Raw genomic sequence first — 15,273 nt, 5'->3', positions numbered from 1 at the left:
TGCGAGGTCCCCAAGCCACGGTGACTTATTCGTCCGGATATGGATGCTCTGGAACCGCCGAGTATGCCCGGCCCCGGGCTTCGCGAGTCCAGAGCACACCGTCGCCGGCCGAGACGCCCTCCTGGATCAGCGCCCGCTTGAGGACTTTGTTCGTCGCCGTCTGCGGTAGGACGTCGTTGATCCGCACATATCGTGGCCACGCCTTCGGCGACAGGTCCGGCTGTGCGGCCAGGAATTTCTCGAACCGACTGGGCGACAACGACGCTCCATCGTTGAGGACGATTGCCGCCATCACCTGGTCACCGACACGCTCGTCGGGCACGGCATAGACCGCGACGTGGTTGACCTCAGGCAACCTTTGCAGGATCCGCTCGATCGGTGCAGCCGCGAGATTCTCGCCGTCGACCCGCATCCAGTCCGCGGTGCGACCGGCCAGGTAGATCCAGCCTTCATCATCGCGGTAGGCCAGATCGCCTGACCAGTACATGCCGTGCCGCATCCGCTCCTCGGTGGCCACCGGATCGTTGTAGTAGCCGGTGAAGCCGCCGACACCGTAGGTGTTGACGAGCTCGCCGACCGCCTCGTCGAAGTTGGCCAGCGCGCCGTTCGCGTCGAAAACCGCTGGCGCACATTCGGTCACCGTGTCCGCGCGATATACACTAACCCCCGGGTAACCCTTGCCGATAGATCCGGACGGGCAGCCGTCCTCACGCATCACGACGACGGCGAACTCGCTGGAACCGAAGCTGTCGACGACTCGACAACCGAATCGCCTTGCGAACTCGTCCGTGTCGCGTTCGCTGGCTTCGTTGCCGAACGCCGCCCGCAGCGTGTTGTCGGCGTCGTCCGGCTTTTCCGGCGTACCGAGGATCAGCGCCAGTGGCTTGCCGACGTAGTTCATGTACGTCGCGCCGTACTTTCGAACGTCAGCAAGGAAGCGCGACGGCGAGAATTTCGCGGGCACCATTGTCGCGCCGCATGCCAGCGCGACCGCCCAGCCCGCCGCGACGCCGTTCGAGTGGAACAGCGGCATCGACAAATAGCAGACGTCATCGGCCGTCAACTCGAACCGCTCGGCCAAGCTTGCACCGCACATCACCGCCATTGCGTGTGCGAATCGCACCGCCTTCGGATCACCGCTGGTGCCCGAGGTGAACAGCATCACGACGGGGTCCATCCCCTCGACTTCTCGTTTCGGGACAAGGGGTTTCGACGTATCGACCGCGTCACGGTACCTGGACCCGTCGACGTCGATGACCGTCGCGCCGCCGAGGTCGAGGTCCGCGAGCAGCGGCAGGTGCTCGGCGTCGGCCAGCACGATCTGGCAATCGGACCGCCGGATGTCAGCGGCCAACCCGTCACCGCGTCGTGTCGTGTTGATTCCACACAGCACATATCCGCCCAGCGCAGCCGCCGCCATCGACCGCAGCATCTCAGGCGTGTTGCCGAGCAGCGCGCCGACGTGCACCGGGCGCGTCGGGTCGGCACACGCAAGGAGCGCAGACGCCTCCGCCGACGCTTCTGCGAGATGCTCGCGCCACGTCCAGCTACGATCGCCGTGTCTTATCGCGACGTCGTCGTCCTCCATGCGGGAGCGCAGCAACTGCTGCACGGTCTCAAACATCCGCGGGCCTGTACCGGAGCAGTGTGATGCCTGCGTCGGGCACGTCGACGAAGACCGGCACGACGCGCATGCCGATGCGGATGTCGTGGGGTTCGATGTCGACGAGTTCCGTGCTCACCCTCGGTCCCACATCCCATTCGACGACAGCCAGCAGTTGCGGCTGTTTGTCGGCCCACGGCGGCCCTGTCGGCCTGCGCGCGACGGTGTACGTGTAAAGGGTTCCTGCACCATCGATCTCACGCCACTCCAGGTCGTCGGCAAGCGTTCCCGGCGCCAGAGTGCGCGGATAGAAGACGTACCGCTGGTTCGACGGCGAGTACTGGATGACAATCCTGTGCTGGTGCAACGCATCCCAGAATGGCTGCGATACGGGCGTCGGATCGGGTAGCGGCATCGTCATATCGGGTGACTGACTCCTCGCGCCGGCGCTCATCGATCACCTCCCAGGATCACTGCGACCTGCTCGCTCATGATGCCCCCATTGCCGGTGACGAACGCGGTGTCGCAATCGACGACCTGCGCCTCCCCGGACCGGCCCATCACCTGACGCGCGGCGTCGACCACATGATGCATGCCACCCGCCATCCCGGCCTGCCCGTACGACAACTGGCCGCCCGCGGTGTTGATCGGGAAATCACCACGGAAGGTCAGGTCATGTTCGGTCAGCCATTTCATGCCCTCGCCCTTGCCGCAGAAGCCCGCGTCCTCCAGCGTCATCAGCACAGTGATCGTGTAGCAGTCGTAGATCGACGCCATGTCGACGTCGGACCTCTGCAAGCCCGCCATCGCGAACGCCCGATCGGCAGCGCGTGCGATGGGAGTGCGGATGAGATCGTCGGCGTAGGTGGGCGTCTTGAACCGAATATGCTCGCCGAAACCCTTGATCCAGACTGGGCGATGACGGCCTTGCCGTGCCAACTCGGCGTCGGCGACCAGCACCCCGGCGCCGCCCTGCACCCGCATTACGGTCTCGAGCATGTGGATGGGATCTGCGATCACCGGGCTGTTCAGCACGTCATCGACGGTGATCGGCTTGCCATGGAACACCGCGCCGGGATGGGCGCACGCGTTCTCGCGCTGCTGCACGGCGATCCGCGCCAAAGCTGCGGCGTCGTAGCCGAATTCGTATGCATAGCGCTGCGCGATCTGCGCGTAGGGCCCGTTCTGGCCGACGTTGCCGTACGGAATCTCGAATTCGGCCTGCGGCGACCCGTAATCGTTGCTTGACGCCCCGAACCAGCTGAGGCTTCGGCCGGGCTTCGCGTCCGATCGCGGAATCTCCGTGGAGCCCGGGATCACGACGAGCACCGCCTCGCACTGGCCCAGTTCGATGGCTGCGGCGGCACGCCACACCATGCCCGCCGCCGTCGCCCCGCCAAGATCGACGCGATCGCCGAAATCCAGCGGCAGACCGAGATACTCCGACAGCGTCGCCGGTGCGAACATGGTCGACTCGGAGATTCCATGCGTCGAAAGCCCATTGACGACATTGGGTTTCACGCCGGCGTCCTCGATGACCATCTTCGCCAGCCGCGCGTACTGGTCGAGCGTGAACGACGGAGGCGCGCTCTGGCGTTTCTCGGCGGGCAGTTCAGCGATGCCGACGATGGCCGCCTCGCCGCGCAGGCCCGTCACTGCACACCTCGCACCGGCAGCGCGACGGTCGCGGTGCCCGGCATCAAGACGTCCTCGCCGCGCCTGCAAAAGATGTCGAGGTCGACGAGCCCATGTAGTACACCGCTGCTTACGTCCGCCGCCCGGGTCGCCGTGACGACGCCGCCAAACGTCAACTCCTGACCCGGGTAGGCTATCGCCCGGTTCTGCACCGAGAACGCGACCAACCGTCCGTCGCCGCCGATCCAGTCGGTCAGCGCCCGCGACAGCAGCGCCGCCTGCAGTGGGCCCTGCACCAGCACATTGTCGTAACCCTCGCGATCGCGCGCCCACTGCTTGTCGTAGTGGATGCGGTGGCCGTTGTAGGTGGCGGCGCTGAAGAAAAACATCTGCGTCTCGTCGACCGTCATCGTCAGCGCCGGCATCGCGTCACCCGCGCCAACGTCCTCGAAGGACACCTGTTTTGTCATGCCGGCCTGGCGATCATCGATGTGGTGGCTTCCGCCAACAGCTCACCGCATTGGTTGCGGTAGTCGGCGCGCCAGGTCACTAGCACGAATGTGCCTGACCTGCCCTCCTTTTCTATGATGGATTCCACGGTGCGGGTCATCTCGATCTCGTCGCCGTGATACGCGGGCAGGTAAAATGTCGTGGTCTCGCCGCCTGCCATCCGTCGCGGCGCTCGAGGGAACGCCATGCTGCCCGTGACCGCGCCCGACGACCCGTCCGGCCGCAAGTCCGAAAGCGCCGCCACGCCCAGAACCGAATACTGCAGATACAACGGCGGGCAGATGACGTCGCGGTAGCCGTGTCCTCGCGCGTAGTCGGGGTCGAACCACAACCGGTTGTGGTCGCCGACCGCGGCTGCCCAACGCTGCCAGTCCCGCCGGTACACCTCGCCGGTAACGACGGCAACAACCTGGCCGATCTTCTGGGCCGACTCCGGGTCGATGAGGCTGCCCCGGGCGCCTTTCGTCATCGGACTCCCTCCCAACCCATCTCTGCGGCAAGCCATCTGGCAGCGATGTCCGCTCCGCCGCCGAGCGTCGACAGGATCCGCGCCCGCTCCGAGAACCGATGCAGGCCGGTGTCTACGACATAGCCCATCCCGCCGTGCAGCTGATGCGCATCGAGGGTGATCTTCTTGATCTCCGCCCCGCGAATACGGGCAATCGCCGTCTCGCGCGTGGCGGTGCGCCCCTTACCGAGGTGAAACACCGCCGAGTGGGCGGCGAGCCTGGCCGCCGCCAGCGAGATGTGCATGTCGGCGACGAGATGCTGCGCGGCTTGGAAGGCGGCGATCGGCTTGCCGAACTGTTCGCGCATCTTGGTGTAGTCGACGGTGCGGTCGATCACCGCCTCGCCGATGCCGACGAGATCCAAACAGTCCAGTGCCACAACGATATTGGCTACGCGGCGCAGTTCGTCGTCACCAGTCGACATCGGCTCGTCGACCGCAACCTCGTCGAGCCGGACGGTCGACGCTGGAAAACCACCCATCAACGCCAGCGGCTCTATGCTGACCCCGGAGGCCGCGGTGTCGACGGCGACGACACCCAGGTCGGTGGACGCGACGAGCACGTCGGCGGCATCGGCATCCGCGACGTGATCGACCACCCCGCGCACTAGCCAGCGGTCACCGTCGCGCCACGCGTGCAGCCGCGGGGACACGTCGGAGGCGTCGCGCGGATCGAACAATGCACAGGTGCCGTGCGCCTCACCGGACGTCAGCCGGGGCAACCAGTTGGAGCACGCACCGAACGAGTCGAGGGCAATCGTTGAGTACAGCGTGTTTTGAACGATCCTGGGGCACAGCGCCCGTCCGGCTTCGACACAGAAGACGCCGATATCGGTGAGGGCGCCGTCGAGCGGCATCGCGAACACGCCAGCGTCGGTCAGCGCCTTCCACTGCGACTTGGGTTCACTTTCGGCAGCCAACACGCTGCGGGACATCGCGGCCAGGTCGCGCTCGTCCTGAGAGGGAATCACTCGCATTGTGTCACCGACCGTACGACGGCATCTTGTGACCGCGCTGAGCGATCACATCGCGCAGGACTTCGTTGGTGCCGCCGCCGAACCGCATCAGCGGCGACACGCGGTACAGCCGCTCGAAGAAGTTGCCGACGCGCAGGCCGTCGGGTCCGAGTACATCGATGGCAAGGTCGGCGATGCGCTGGCGCAGTTCGGATGTGAAGATCTTCTCGACACTGACCTCCACCGACGGAATACGGCCGCTGTCGAGCATCGACGCCGCCTCCAAACCCATCAGCCGGGCGACCTCGACGTCTGCCTCGGCCTGGGCGAAGCGGCGACGGAACGACGGGTCCGGATCGCCCACCGCCGCGATCAGGTCGTCGAGCGCGCGACGCAGGTCGCCCGCGTTGGTCAACGCGCCGCGTTCGAGGTCGAGCGCGCCGGTAATGTAGGTCCAGCCTGCGTTGACTTCACCGATGAGATTGGTCACCGGTACGCGAACGTCGTTGAAGAAGGTCTCGTTCGTGCGGTACCCGGACCAGGCGTACAGCGGCCGAATGTCGACGCCTGCAGTGTCGACCGGCACCGCGATGACCGAGATGCCGCGATGCCGCGGAGCATCGGGATCGGTCCGCACGCAGAGCCACTCGTGGGTGCAACGCTGCGCGCCGCTGTTCCAGATCTTGGACCCGTTGATCACCCACTCGTCGCCGTCACGAACCGCGCGGGTGCGCAGGCTGGCCAGGTCGGTGCCGGCGTCCGGCTCGGAGTACCCAAGCGCGAAAACGATCTCGCCGCGCGCGATGCCGGGCAGAAACTCCTTCTTGTTCTGCTCGGTGCCGTGTCGCATGATCATCGGCGCGATTGAGGTGACCGTCAGATCTGGGCCGGGTACGCCCGCGTACTCGAATTCGGTCATCAATAGGTGCTGATGCATCGCGGTAAGACCGAGGCCGCCGTATTCCTTCGGCCAGTTGAGGCCGAACCAGCCTTTTTCGCCGATCTTGCGGCGGAACGCGGTCAGCTCGCCGCCCCGATATTCGAGGCCGTGCGCCGCCATCTCGGCGCGTAGTGCCGCGGTGACGTTCTCGTCGAGGAAGTGCCGCACTTCGGCGACCCACGCGCACTGAGCGTCGTCGAGCTCGAAGTCCACGCAGGAGACACTATCGAGAAACTGCCTACTCGGCGGGCGAACGGCCGGCGCACCTGGTCGACCTCGGCGTTCAGGTGGGAAGTTCCGGGCCGCAGCACTTGCCGCTACGGTGAATCTCTGTCCACACCGGGGTCATCGGGGTCCGGCTGGCTGCTGCGGCGGAGAGGACGCGTAATGAACCATCTGCAGGCCTGTTTTGAGTTGGAACAAGCTAAGGCGCGGTACTGCCGTTATATGGATACGAAGAACTGGACGGAACTTGCTGCGCTTCTCAGCGAGGACTTGATCTTCGATCTCACGGATGGCAACCCTGATGCGACGCCGATCATCGGGCGCGACGCGGCGCTGCAAGCCGTTATGGCATCGGTTGGCGACGCGAAGACCGTTCATCAGGTTCATTCCCCGGAGTTCGACCTCAACGGCGACGAAGCACGGGTCATCTGGGCCGTCCAGGAGCGAGTGGTGTGGGAGAACGGGACCTCGCTCACTGCCTACGGCCATTACCACGACCGCTGGGTGCGCAGCGAACATGGTTGGCAGATTGCAGAATTGGTGCTGACCCACATCTTGATGGAGATTACTTAGGTCAGGAGTGTGGGCGTAGAGCGTCGCGGCCCGCAATCGAGTAATTGCCCGGCGCGCATCGTCGGTGAAATTCGCTGATGGCGGTCGGCAAGCAAATGTGGTGGCGCACCGCGCCGTGCAGTACAGACTTCAGGAGCGGCGATGGCAGATTGGCGTGGGCCGCACGTCGTCTCGATGTCGGCAACCGCAAGCGCGTTCAACGGACTTCGAGGTGCAGATCCTCGCGACGGCGCACCAGGATGTTCGGAATCCAAGGCCCGGCGTGTGTGAGTTCCATGTGCTCGGTGTTGTGCAGCAGCATCCGCAGCACTATCCGGGCCTCAAGCGAGCCAGTGCCGCTCCCACACAGAGGTGGGCGCCTTTGCGAAACACGTTGTGCCCTTCCATATTTAGGTGATCCAATCTAAACTCATTGGGCGCGTCGAAGTGGGCCGAATCCCGTTGTACTCAAACGAGGTCGCGAACGCGGGGCAGTCGCATCTCAGAAAGTTGGTTTCACCCCGCCAGCGTCAGCAAACCAACCCAATTCGGTCCGCCGCGACACGCCGACGGCTGCCCGGCCTCCTCAGCAGACACCCCCGCACTGACCTGATCCCAGAACTGCCGACCCACAAAGGGATACCGAGCCACCCTCATCACAACCCCTCAGCTAGAGGCTGTTGCAACAACCCGTGAATCCGCGGGCCCAGTTTCGCAGCGGTTTTCCTAGGTGCTCAGTGCGTGCTATGCGTTCAGCAGTCGTTCGCCGATGACCTGGTTGTCGCGAAGCTTCGCGATCTCGTCCTCGGACAACCCCAGGGCGCCGAGTACCTCGTCGTTGTGTTGACCGAGAGTCGGTGACGGAGTGCGGTGGTGGCGCGACGGGCCCGGCGTGATCCGAAACGGCCACCCGGGGTACCGCTGCCGACCGGCGATCCGATGGTCCAGGTCTTCATAGAACCCGCGCGCCTCGAGTTGGTCGACGTCGTACATCCGGTCGGCGGTCATCAGCCGCTGCGCCGGCACGCCGCGTTGGAGCAACGCTTCGGCGAACTCGTCGGCCTGCCGCGTGGCCGCACCCTCCGCGATCACCTCGTCGAACTCGTCGTGGTGGTGCAACCGTGTCTCCGCCGACGCGAATCTCGGGTCGTCGCGCAATTCAGGGCGGCCGATCGCGTCGGTCACGGCCGCCCAGTCGGTGTCGTCGCGCACCGACAGCGCCACCCAGTCATCCTCTCCGGCAGCGGGATAGACGCCTTGTGCGTAACTGCGGTGCCGGTTGCCCTCGCGTTGCCGCACACGTCCCGTCAAGGAATACTCGATGACGGGTTCGGCCGTCACCGCCGCGCCGACCTCGATCTGCGCCACCTCGATCAGCTGGCCCTCACCGGTTCGGCGCCGGTGTTCGAGCGCTGCGAGGAGCGCCACCGTGGCATGAACGCCCGCGATCGGGTCGGCTGGACCCTGAAGGTTGCACGGGGGACCGTCGGCGTAACCGGTCACCGCGGACATCCCGGCCAGCTGTTCTATGTTCAGGGCCCACCCGACGTAATCCCGCCACGGACCCTCGAGGCCGAACCCGGGCATGCGAACCATGACCACACTCGGGTTGATCTCCACCAGTGAGTCGTAGTCCAACCCGAATTGTTCGACCACCCGCGGCGAGAAGTTCTCGATCACCACATCGGCATCGGCCGCGAGTCGCAATGCCAGATCCCGGCCGGCCTCGGTACCGAGGTCGAGGGTGATGTCGCGCTTGTTGAGGTTCGTACCCTGCCACAACGGTCCGATCTCATACCAGTCGTCGCTGTTGCGCAGCAGCGAACCCGAATACCGATGCCCATCGGGGCGCTGAACCGACTCGACCTTGACGACGTCGGCACCGAACGCTCCGAGATAGCAAGTGAGATACGCGCCGGCCCAGAACGTGCTGAGGTCAAAGACTTTCAGCCCGGCGAACGGTTGCGATGCATCGCCTCCGGCACCGGCTTTGCGCTGCTCCGGCGTCTCCCACCGCGGGATGCCAGCCGACCCCAGAGTCGGCGCGGGCCGCTCCGCACCCACGGGCGTCCTCGACAACCGAAACGGTGCCCCTGGCCGTCGAAACCGCGCATCCTCTGGCCCGCCGTCGACGAAGAAGCCGCGGTCGCGGTATTGCGGGCAGTCCTCAATCGACGAGCCGTCGTTGATGGGGGCGGCCGGAATCCGCATGGCCTGACTCAGCTCGACGAGGTCGCCGACGGAGATCGAGTCCAGCCAGGGCTGCGCCTTCGCGAAAAACTCATCGCGCTCGGGCCCGCCCAACATGATCGCGAGCTGGTGCTCGCCGAATTCGGGGAGCCCCATCATCGCGCAGACATCCAGCCAGTGCTGCCCGGTCAGACAGTTGATGCCGATCCAGCCGTCGGCGGCGCGGACGATGCCCAGCATCGGTGCGGCCTTCGAATTCGTCGGAAGCCGCATGCTTTTCAGCCGCTCGGCCATCAGCATCGGGTAGGGCAGCGTGCATAATAACGACTCGAACGCCGAGACGTCGGCCTCCACGAGCCGGCCCGGTTCAGCGTCCGCGATGCGCAGGGCGGTCAGCGCCGCGAGCGCCGCGTAGCCTCCCGCGATGTACTCGGGTATGCGCGCTCCGGCCTGCACGGGTGGTCGGCCGAACTCCCTGAGGTTCACCCAGCCGGACGCCGCCTGCAAGGTCAGTGACGTCGACGGCTGGTCGCGCCGGGGACCCTCCTGCCCGTAGTCCGAGATCCTTACGACGACAAGGCCGTTGTTGATCCGTTGCAGTGAATCGCGATCGAGTCCCCAGTCGAATCGCTCGGCCGACCCGGCGGGCAGATCCTCGACCAGTAGGTCGGCCCCGGAGATCAACTCGTGGGCTTGTTCAATGCCGGCGGCGGTACGCAAATCCAGTGTCAGACCGTGCTTTCCGGCGTTGAGATACTCGAACAACCCGCCGTGCTCCTGCGAACCCTCGCGGAACGGTCCCCACGCGCGCAGCCGATCACCCGTCGGCGGCTCGATCTTGCACACCTCGGCGCCGAGGTCGGTCAGGAGCTTGGTGCAGTACGGTGCCGCGATATCGCTGCCCAGTTCGACGACCCGCAGTCCGGCCAGGGCTTCGCCCGGATCGATGGTTCGCTCGCAAGCGTCGCTCACGCCTCGACTCCTCCCCGCTGCGCTCCTCGCTGCGTTCCTCGTTCCTGCGGTACTCGCTGCGATGCTCGCGCGTCGTCGCCTTTGGGGCTCACGCCGGAACCCCGATCGCCTTGGGCTCCATATACGCACGCAATCCCATGACCCCGCCCTCGCGCCCGATGCCGCTCTGTTTGAAACCGCCGAAGGGGGCGTCACCGGGGATGGTGCCGTTGATCGAGACCTGACCCGTCCTGATGCGTCGTGCGATGTCGACGGCGCGTTCGACATCGGCGCCCCACACCGCACCGCCGAGCCCGTACGCCGAGTTGTTCGCCACAGCCACCGCCTCGTCGTCGCCGTCATAGCGCAGAACGGTCAATACGGGCCCGAACACCTCCTCCTGCGCAATGTAAGAGTCGGGGCTGGTGTCGGTCAGTATCGTCGGCTCGAAATAGAACCCACGCGAATGGTTTTCGGGACGGCCACCACCCGCCACCACCTTCGCACCATCGGACTCGGCCCGTTGGACGAAGCCCTCCACCCGCTCGAGATGTTCCCTGCTGATCAGCGGGCCCATGTCCACTCCGTCGTCGGTGGGATTGCCGACCTTCACGGCGCGCGCCTTCTCGGCGAGCCGGGCGACGACCTCGTCGTGCAGTGCGGCGGGCACCACGAGCCGGCTGTTGAGGATGCACGCCTGCCCCGAATGAAGCGTGCACCCTTCGAACAACAGCCGTTCGAGCAGTTCGTCGGTGACCACGACATCGTCGAGCAGAACAGACGCCGACTTGCCACCGCATTCGAGCAGGATCCGTTTCATCGTCCCAGCCGCGCCCGCCATCACGTCGCGGCCGACCGCGGAGCTACCGGTGAAACTCACCATGTCCACCCGCGGGTCCAGGGTCAGCACCTTGCTCGCATCGACGTCGGTGGGAGTGACGACATTGACGACTCCGGGCGGGATATCGGTCTCGTCGTCGATGATCCGGGCCAGGGCGAGCCCGGCGAGCGGCGTCAGCGGTGACGGTTTCAGCACGACCGTGTTGCCCGCGGCCAGCGCCGCACCCACCTTCATCACGTTGAGGGTGTGGGGGAAGTTCCACGGCGTCATGATCGCCACCACGCCGAGAGGTTCGTACCGCAACAGCGTGGTACCCGCCGCCCCCCAGGCGTCCATCGGCGCCTCGGCCGGCTCGAGCGCGAGCTCCGCGGAGTGCCCCGCCATGAATGCGGGACCGTCGACGTGGATCAGCCGTTCGTTTGCCGTGCAACCCCACTCGGACTGCGCGAGCGCGTAGATCTCGTCGCCATGGGCCAGCAGCGCGTCGCTCAACTGCTGCAGGCATCGGGACCGCTCCTCCGGTGTGGCCGTCGCCCACGGCCCGGTGTCGAACGCGGTTCGCGCGGCGGCGATGGCCTGTTCGACCTGCGCCACCCCGGCATCCGGCGCCGAGGCGATGACTGCCTCGGTCGCCGGATTGTTGACGTCGTATCGGCCGCTCTCCGGCTTCACCCAATTGCCGTTGATGTAGAGGTCGTAGTCGTCGACGAGGTTGGATGCGGCCATCAGATCACTGGACCTTCCCTGCTTGCGGCTGCGGGCCGACGGACTTCTGCCTCGGATCCGAACTGCCCGACATCTGAGACTCGTGTGTACACCGGAGAGGATGCGTAGTCAACGCTTAGGGGCGTTGTCCTGCGGCGATGCGCATTGACACGGTGATCCCAGGTGATGTAGACACAATCTCACCGGACATCTGTGTCTTATTTGTCCGATGGCCGATGTGTTGAGGAGAGCCTGCGTGCCCATTGAATCCACGCCCCGACCGACCTCCGCTCATCCGCTGCACTCTCCGGACTTCTACGCTGGCGACCCGTACCCGGCCTATCGGGAATTGCGCGCGACGACTCCGGTGGTGTGGAACGACGTCACGAACTTCTGGGCGCTGACCAAGTACGAAGATGTGCGCTTTGTCTCTGGCCACCCGATGTTGTTCTCGTCGACGCACGGCATCACCATTCCGGATCCCAGCCAGCCTGAGCCCGTGCAGGAAGGCAACCTGATCTTCACCGATCCGCCGCGACACCGGCAGCTGCGCAAGCTCATCAACGCGGGGTTCACCCGCCGGCAGGTATCGCTGCTGGAACCCACGATTCGGCAGATCGTCGACGGCATAGTCAACGGCATCGATCCCTCCCGCGAGTACGAGTTCGCCGAAGAGATCGCGGCGCCCCTACCCACCCGGATGATCGCCGAAATGCTCGGCGCCGCACCGGAAGACTGGGAAAAGTTCCGCACCTGGTCCGATGCGGCCGTCGGTACCGCAGACCCCGACATCGAGCTGGATCACCTGGTCGCACTCGGTGAGCTGTACGAATACTTCACCAAGTTGATCGAGGCCCGGCGCTCCGGCGAGGTCTCCGGACAGGACGATCTGTTGAGCATCCTGGCCGCCGCCGAAGTCGACGGGGAACGCCTGACCGACGCCGATCTGCTCAACTTCTCGTTCCTTCTCCTCGTGGCCGGCAACGAGACCACCCGCAACCTCATCGCGCTCGGTACGGCTGTGCTACTGAATCATCCCGCTCAGTTCGCGATGCTTCGTTCGGATCCGACCATGCTGACATGCGCTGTCGAGGAGATGCTGCGCTTCACCAGTCCGGTGACGCACATGGCGCGACGAGCCACCGCCGACGTCGAAATCCGCGGGCAGAAGATCAGGGCCGGCGACACGGTGGTGATGTTGTACGGCGCAGCCAACCGAGATGAGGAGATTTTTGGGCCCACGAGTGAGGAGTTCGACATCACCCGAAACCCGAACCCGCACATCGCGTTCGGCGCGGGCGAGCATGCGTGTCTCGGCGCGCAACTGGCGCGGCTCGAGGCCAGGATCATGTTCGAGGTGCTCTTCGGTACCTATCCAAGCATCGAGCTGACCGGGGACGTGACCCGCCTGCGCGCCACGATGGTGCCGGGCGTCAAACGCATGCCGGTGCGCCTGAAAGCGAGTGTGTGATGGACTTCGACTACACCCCCGAACAGGAGCGACTCCGTGCGGAGTTCCGGCAGCGCCTCGAGGCGGTGATGACCCCCGAGCGGCGTGCGGCGGTCTCCGGCCTGAGGGAGGGTGGCGCGGCGGTGGCCGAGTGCAGGCGCGCGCTCGGGGAGGCCGGCCTGCTCGGTGTCGCGTGGCCCGTGGAGTACGGCGGACGCGGGCTGACCGCGCTGGAGCAGTACATCTTCAGCGAGGAGGCGCGCCGCGTGCACGCGCCGCTGCCGATGATCACGCTCAACACCGTCGGACCCACGCTCATCCAGTACGGCACCGAGGAACAGAAGCAGAAGTTCCTTCCCGCAATACTCAAGGGCACCGTCGACTTCGCGATCGGCTACTCCGAGCCGGGGGCGGGAAGCGATCTCGCCTCGTTGCGAACGACCGCGGTGCGTGACGGCAATGAGTTCGTCATCAACGGCTCGAAGATGTTCACCAGCGGCGCGGAGTTCGCCGATTACATCTGGCTGGCGGCGCGAACCGATCCAGAAGCCAAGAAGCACAAGGGCATCACCGTGTTCATCGTGCCGACTGACGCGCCGGGGTTCTCGTGGAAACCCCTGCACACCATGCCGGATGTGTCGACCTACTACACGTTCTACGACGATGTGCGGGTCCCCGAGAGCGCGATCGTGCTCGGCGAGAACCAAGGCTGGAAGCTGGTGACCAACCAGCTGAACCTGGAGCGCGCAGCGCTGGGCAACCTCGGCGCCCTGGAGCCGCTGTTCGCCAAGACCGTGGAATGGGCCCGGACCACGCCGCTGGACGACGGACGCGTCATCGACCAGCCGTGGGTGCAACAGGCCCTCGCACGTGTCGAGGCGCAGGTCGCTGCCTACCGGTTGCTGAACCTGCGGGTCAACAGCAACATGAGCTCGGGCGCACTCGGGATGGGAGAAGCCTCGGCGGCAAAGGTTTTCGGAACTGAGCTCACCCAGCAGGTGGCCCGCGAACTTCTCGACGTCGTTGGCCAGGCCGGCACCCGCAAGGGCTCCGACGCGCCTTTGAAGGGTGAACTCGAAAGCGCCTACCGCCTCGCCGTCATCAATACCTTCGGTGGTGGCGCAAACGAACTGCAACGAGACATCATCGCCATGGCGGGCCTCGGGATGCCACGCGCACCCCGCGACATGCGAGCGTCCTGAGAAAGGAATTTGAGCAGTGACCGACACAGCGAAGGACGAACTGCGCGAGCGCCTCGACGCGCTCATCGGCAAGCCGACCGACGGTGTCGGCAAGCCGGTGCGCGCGCCGGATCCGGTGAATGCGGCGATGATCCGGCACTGGGCGTACGCCCTGGGCGACATGAACCCGGCCTACCTCGACCCCGAGTTCGCGCAGAACTCCCGCTATGGCGACATCGTGTCACCGCCGGTGATGCTGCAGACCTGGACGATGCCGCCGCCGAAGCTGGAGGGCATCCACGACCGCGGTGGGGTGCCGATCGAGATGAAGGGTGAGAATCCTCTGCAGTTCCTCGCCGACGCCGGCTACACCGGCATCATCGCGACGAACTCCGAATTCGAGATCGAGCGCTATCCGCGGGTGGGAGACGAGATCACCTCCGAGACGGTCTTCGACTCGATCTCCGATGAGAAGAAGACGGCCATGGGCAACGGGTTCTTCGTCACATGGGTGACCACCTACCGCGATCAGAACGGCGAAGTCATCGGTCGCCAGTGGTTTCGCACCCTGCGATTCAAGACGGGTCGGGAGTGATCGATGGCCAGCAGACTCGCCCCATCCATCAGTCCGGACACGGAGTTCTTCTGGTCCGGGCTCAAAGAGCATGAGCTCCGCATTCAGCGCTGTACCGACTGCAAGACCTTCCGCGTTCCGCCGCGACCGATGTGCGGTAGCTGCCAGTCACTCAACTGGGACTATGTCGTTTCCAGCGGACGCGGCACGGTCTACAGCTTTGTGATGCCGAAGTACCCGCCGCTGCCCTTCCTCGAATATCCCTACGTCGTCGCGCTGATCGAACTCGACGAAGGTGTTCGCATCGTGTCGAACCTGTGCGATATCGAACCCGAGGCGATCGAGGTCGGAATGCCCGTCGAAGTCTTCTACGAGACCTTCGAGGCACTGCCAAGCGGAGAAGAGCTGGTGTTGCACCAGTTTCGGCCGGCGCGCTGAACTAGAGGAAGCCA

At 65.3% G+C, this 15,273-nt stretch carries 14 protein-coding genes and 1 pseudogene; 5 read left to right on the top strand and 10 right to left on the bottom strand.

Annotation, left to right across the window (positions count from 1 at the left end):
* Positions 1-25: 25 nt before the first annotated feature.
* Genes fadD1 through AU198_RS16775 form a run of 7 tightly spaced genes read right to left on the bottom strand, consistent with a single transcriptional unit; the run spans position 26 to position 6,365 of the window.
* Positions 26-1,624: a fatty-acid--CoA ligase FadD1 gene (fadD1, locus tag AU198_RS16805; RefSeq protein WP_064349390.1), complete on the bottom strand. Its 1,599-nt coding sequence runs from the start codon at positions 1,622-1,624 to the stop codon at positions 26-28.
* Complete coding sequence (locus AU198_RS16800) at positions 1,617-2,057, bottom strand: Zn-ribbon domain-containing OB-fold protein (protein WP_502689297.1); 441 nt, start codon at positions 2,055-2,057, stop codon at positions 1,617-1,619. Before AU198_RS16800 ends, fadD1 begins: the two co-directional genes overlap by 8 nt.
* The gene (locus tag AU198_RS16795; protein ID WP_064349386.1) at positions 2,054-3,259 is read right to left on the bottom strand and encodes a thiolase family protein; all 1,206 of its coding nucleotides are present in this window, start codon (positions 3,257-3,259) and stop codon (positions 2,054-2,056) included. Before AU198_RS16795 ends, AU198_RS16800 begins: the two co-directional genes overlap by 4 nt.
* Positions 3,256-3,708 (bottom strand): hotdog family protein, encoded by a 453-nt coding sequence (locus AU198_RS16790; protein WP_064349384.1) that lies wholly within the window; start codon positions 3,706-3,708, stop codon positions 3,256-3,258. The genes AU198_RS16795 and AU198_RS16790 overlap by 4 nt, the downstream gene beginning before the upstream one ends.
* Positions 3,705-4,217 carry a MaoC family dehydratase gene (locus AU198_RS16785; RefSeq protein ID WP_064349382.1) on the bottom strand — a complete coding sequence of 171 codons (513 nt, stop codon included), beginning with the start codon at positions 4,215-4,217 and terminating at the stop codon, positions 3,705-3,707. The genes AU198_RS16790 and AU198_RS16785 overlap by 4 nt, the downstream gene beginning before the upstream one ends.
* A complete protein-coding gene (locus tag AU198_RS16780; RefSeq protein ID WP_064349380.1) occupies positions 4,214-5,233 on the bottom strand; it encodes an acyl-CoA dehydrogenase family protein in 1,020 nt (339 codons plus the stop codon). Before AU198_RS16780 ends, AU198_RS16785 begins: the two co-directional genes overlap by 4 nt.
* 4 nt (positions 5,234-5,237) lie before the next feature.
* Positions 5,238-6,365: an acyl-CoA dehydrogenase family protein gene (locus AU198_RS16775; RefSeq protein ID WP_064349378.1), complete on the bottom strand. Its 1,128-nt coding sequence runs from the start codon at positions 6,363-6,365 to the stop codon at positions 5,238-5,240.
* Positions 6,366-6,539: 174 nt separating this feature from the next.
* On the opposite strand from AU198_RS16775, the gene AU198_RS16770 reads away from it, so the two are divergent.
* Positions 6,540-6,950 (top strand): nuclear transport factor 2 family protein, encoded by a 411-nt coding sequence (locus tag AU198_RS16770; protein WP_064349376.1) that lies wholly within the window; start codon positions 6,540-6,542, stop codon positions 6,948-6,950.
* A gap of 490 nt (positions 6,951-7,440) precedes the next feature.
* Here AU198_RS16770 and AU198_RS27035 read toward each other — a convergent pair.
* From AU198_RS27035 to AU198_RS16760, 3 genes and pseudogenes are all read right to left on the bottom strand, one after another.
* A pseudogene (locus AU198_RS27035) lies at positions 7,441-7,586 on the bottom strand (IS30 family transposase); the annotation flags it as partial.
* An 87-nt stretch (positions 7,587-7,673) separates the two neighbouring features.
* Positions 7,674-10,040, bottom strand: a complete 2,367-nt coding sequence (locus AU198_RS16765; RefSeq protein ID WP_064349509.1) for a CaiB/BaiF CoA transferase family protein — start codon at positions 10,038-10,040, stop codon at positions 7,674-7,676.
* Between the two features lie 139 nt (positions 10,041-10,179).
* Positions 10,180-11,637 (bottom strand): aldehyde dehydrogenase family protein, encoded by a 1,458-nt coding sequence (locus AU198_RS16760; protein ID WP_064349375.1) that lies wholly within the window; start codon positions 11,635-11,637, stop codon positions 10,180-10,182.
* 277 nt (positions 11,638-11,914) lie between these two features.
* Between AU198_RS16760 and AU198_RS16755 the strand changes: the two genes are divergently transcribed.
* The 4 genes from AU198_RS16755 to AU198_RS16740 are packed head-to-tail and all read left to right on the top strand — an operon-like array spanning position 11,915 to position 15,259.
* Positions 11,915-13,087, top strand: a complete 1,173-nt coding sequence (locus AU198_RS16755; protein WP_082691076.1) for a cytochrome P450 — start codon at positions 11,915-11,917, stop codon at positions 13,085-13,087.
* Entirely contained in the window at positions 13,087-14,268 is a 1,182-nt protein-coding gene (locus AU198_RS16750) for an acyl-CoA dehydrogenase family protein (RefSeq protein WP_064349373.1), read from the top strand. The genes AU198_RS16755 and AU198_RS16750 overlap by 1 nt, the downstream gene beginning before the upstream one ends.
* 16 nt (positions 14,269-14,284) lie before the next feature.
* Complete coding sequence (locus tag AU198_RS16745) at positions 14,285-14,842, top strand: FAS1-like dehydratase domain-containing protein (RefSeq protein ID WP_064349372.1); 558 nt, start codon at positions 14,285-14,287, stop codon at positions 14,840-14,842.
* Between the two features lie 3 nt (positions 14,843-14,845).
* The gene (locus AU198_RS16740) at positions 14,846-15,259 is read left to right on the top strand and encodes a Zn-ribbon domain-containing OB-fold protein (protein ID WP_064349371.1); all 414 of its coding nucleotides are present in this window, start codon (positions 14,846-14,848) and stop codon (positions 15,257-15,259) included.
* Positions 15,260-15,273: the final 14 nt, after the last annotated feature.

Source organism: Mycobacterium sp. GA-1199 (assembly GCF_001500045.1).
GTDB lineage: Bacteria > Actinomycetota > Actinomycetes > Mycobacteriales > Mycobacteriaceae > Mycobacterium.
This window is presented reverse-complemented; position numbering and strand designations above follow the sequence as displayed.

Excerpts from the sequence above, each read along its gene's own strand:
- fadD1 (WP_064349390.1), bottom strand. The coding sequence starts at position 1,624 with ATGTTTGAGACCGTGCAGCAGTTGCTGCGCTCCCGCATGGAGGACGAC.
- AU198_RS16800 (WP_502689297.1), bottom strand. The coding sequence starts at position 2,057 with ATGAGCGCCGGCGCGAGGAGTCAGTCACCCGATATGACGATGCCGCTA.
- AU198_RS16790 (WP_064349384.1), bottom strand. The coding sequence starts at position 3,708 with ATGACAAAACAGGTGTCCTTCGAGGACGTTGGCGCGGGTGACGCGATG.
- AU198_RS16785 (WP_064349382.1), bottom strand. The coding sequence starts at position 4,217 with ATGACGAAAGGCGCCCGGGGCAGCCTCATCGACCCGGAGTCGGCCCAG.
- AU198_RS16780 (WP_064349380.1), bottom strand. The coding sequence starts at position 5,233 with ATGCGAGTGATTCCCTCTCAGGACGAGCGCGACCTGGCCGCGATGTCC.
- AU198_RS16770 (WP_064349376.1), top strand. The coding sequence starts at position 6,540 with ATGAACCATCTGCAGGCCTGTTTTGAGTTGGAACAAGCTAAGGCGCGG.
- AU198_RS16760 (WP_064349375.1), bottom strand. The coding sequence starts at position 11,637 with ATGGCCGCATCCAACCTCGTCGACGACTACGACCTCTACATCAACGGC.
- AU198_RS16750 (WP_064349373.1), top strand. The coding sequence starts at position 13,087 with ATGGACTTCGACTACACCCCCGAACAGGAGCGACTCCGTGCGGAGTTC.
- AU198_RS16740 (WP_064349371.1), top strand. The coding sequence starts at position 14,846 with ATGGCCAGCAGACTCGCCCCATCCATCAGTCCGGACACGGAGTTCTTC.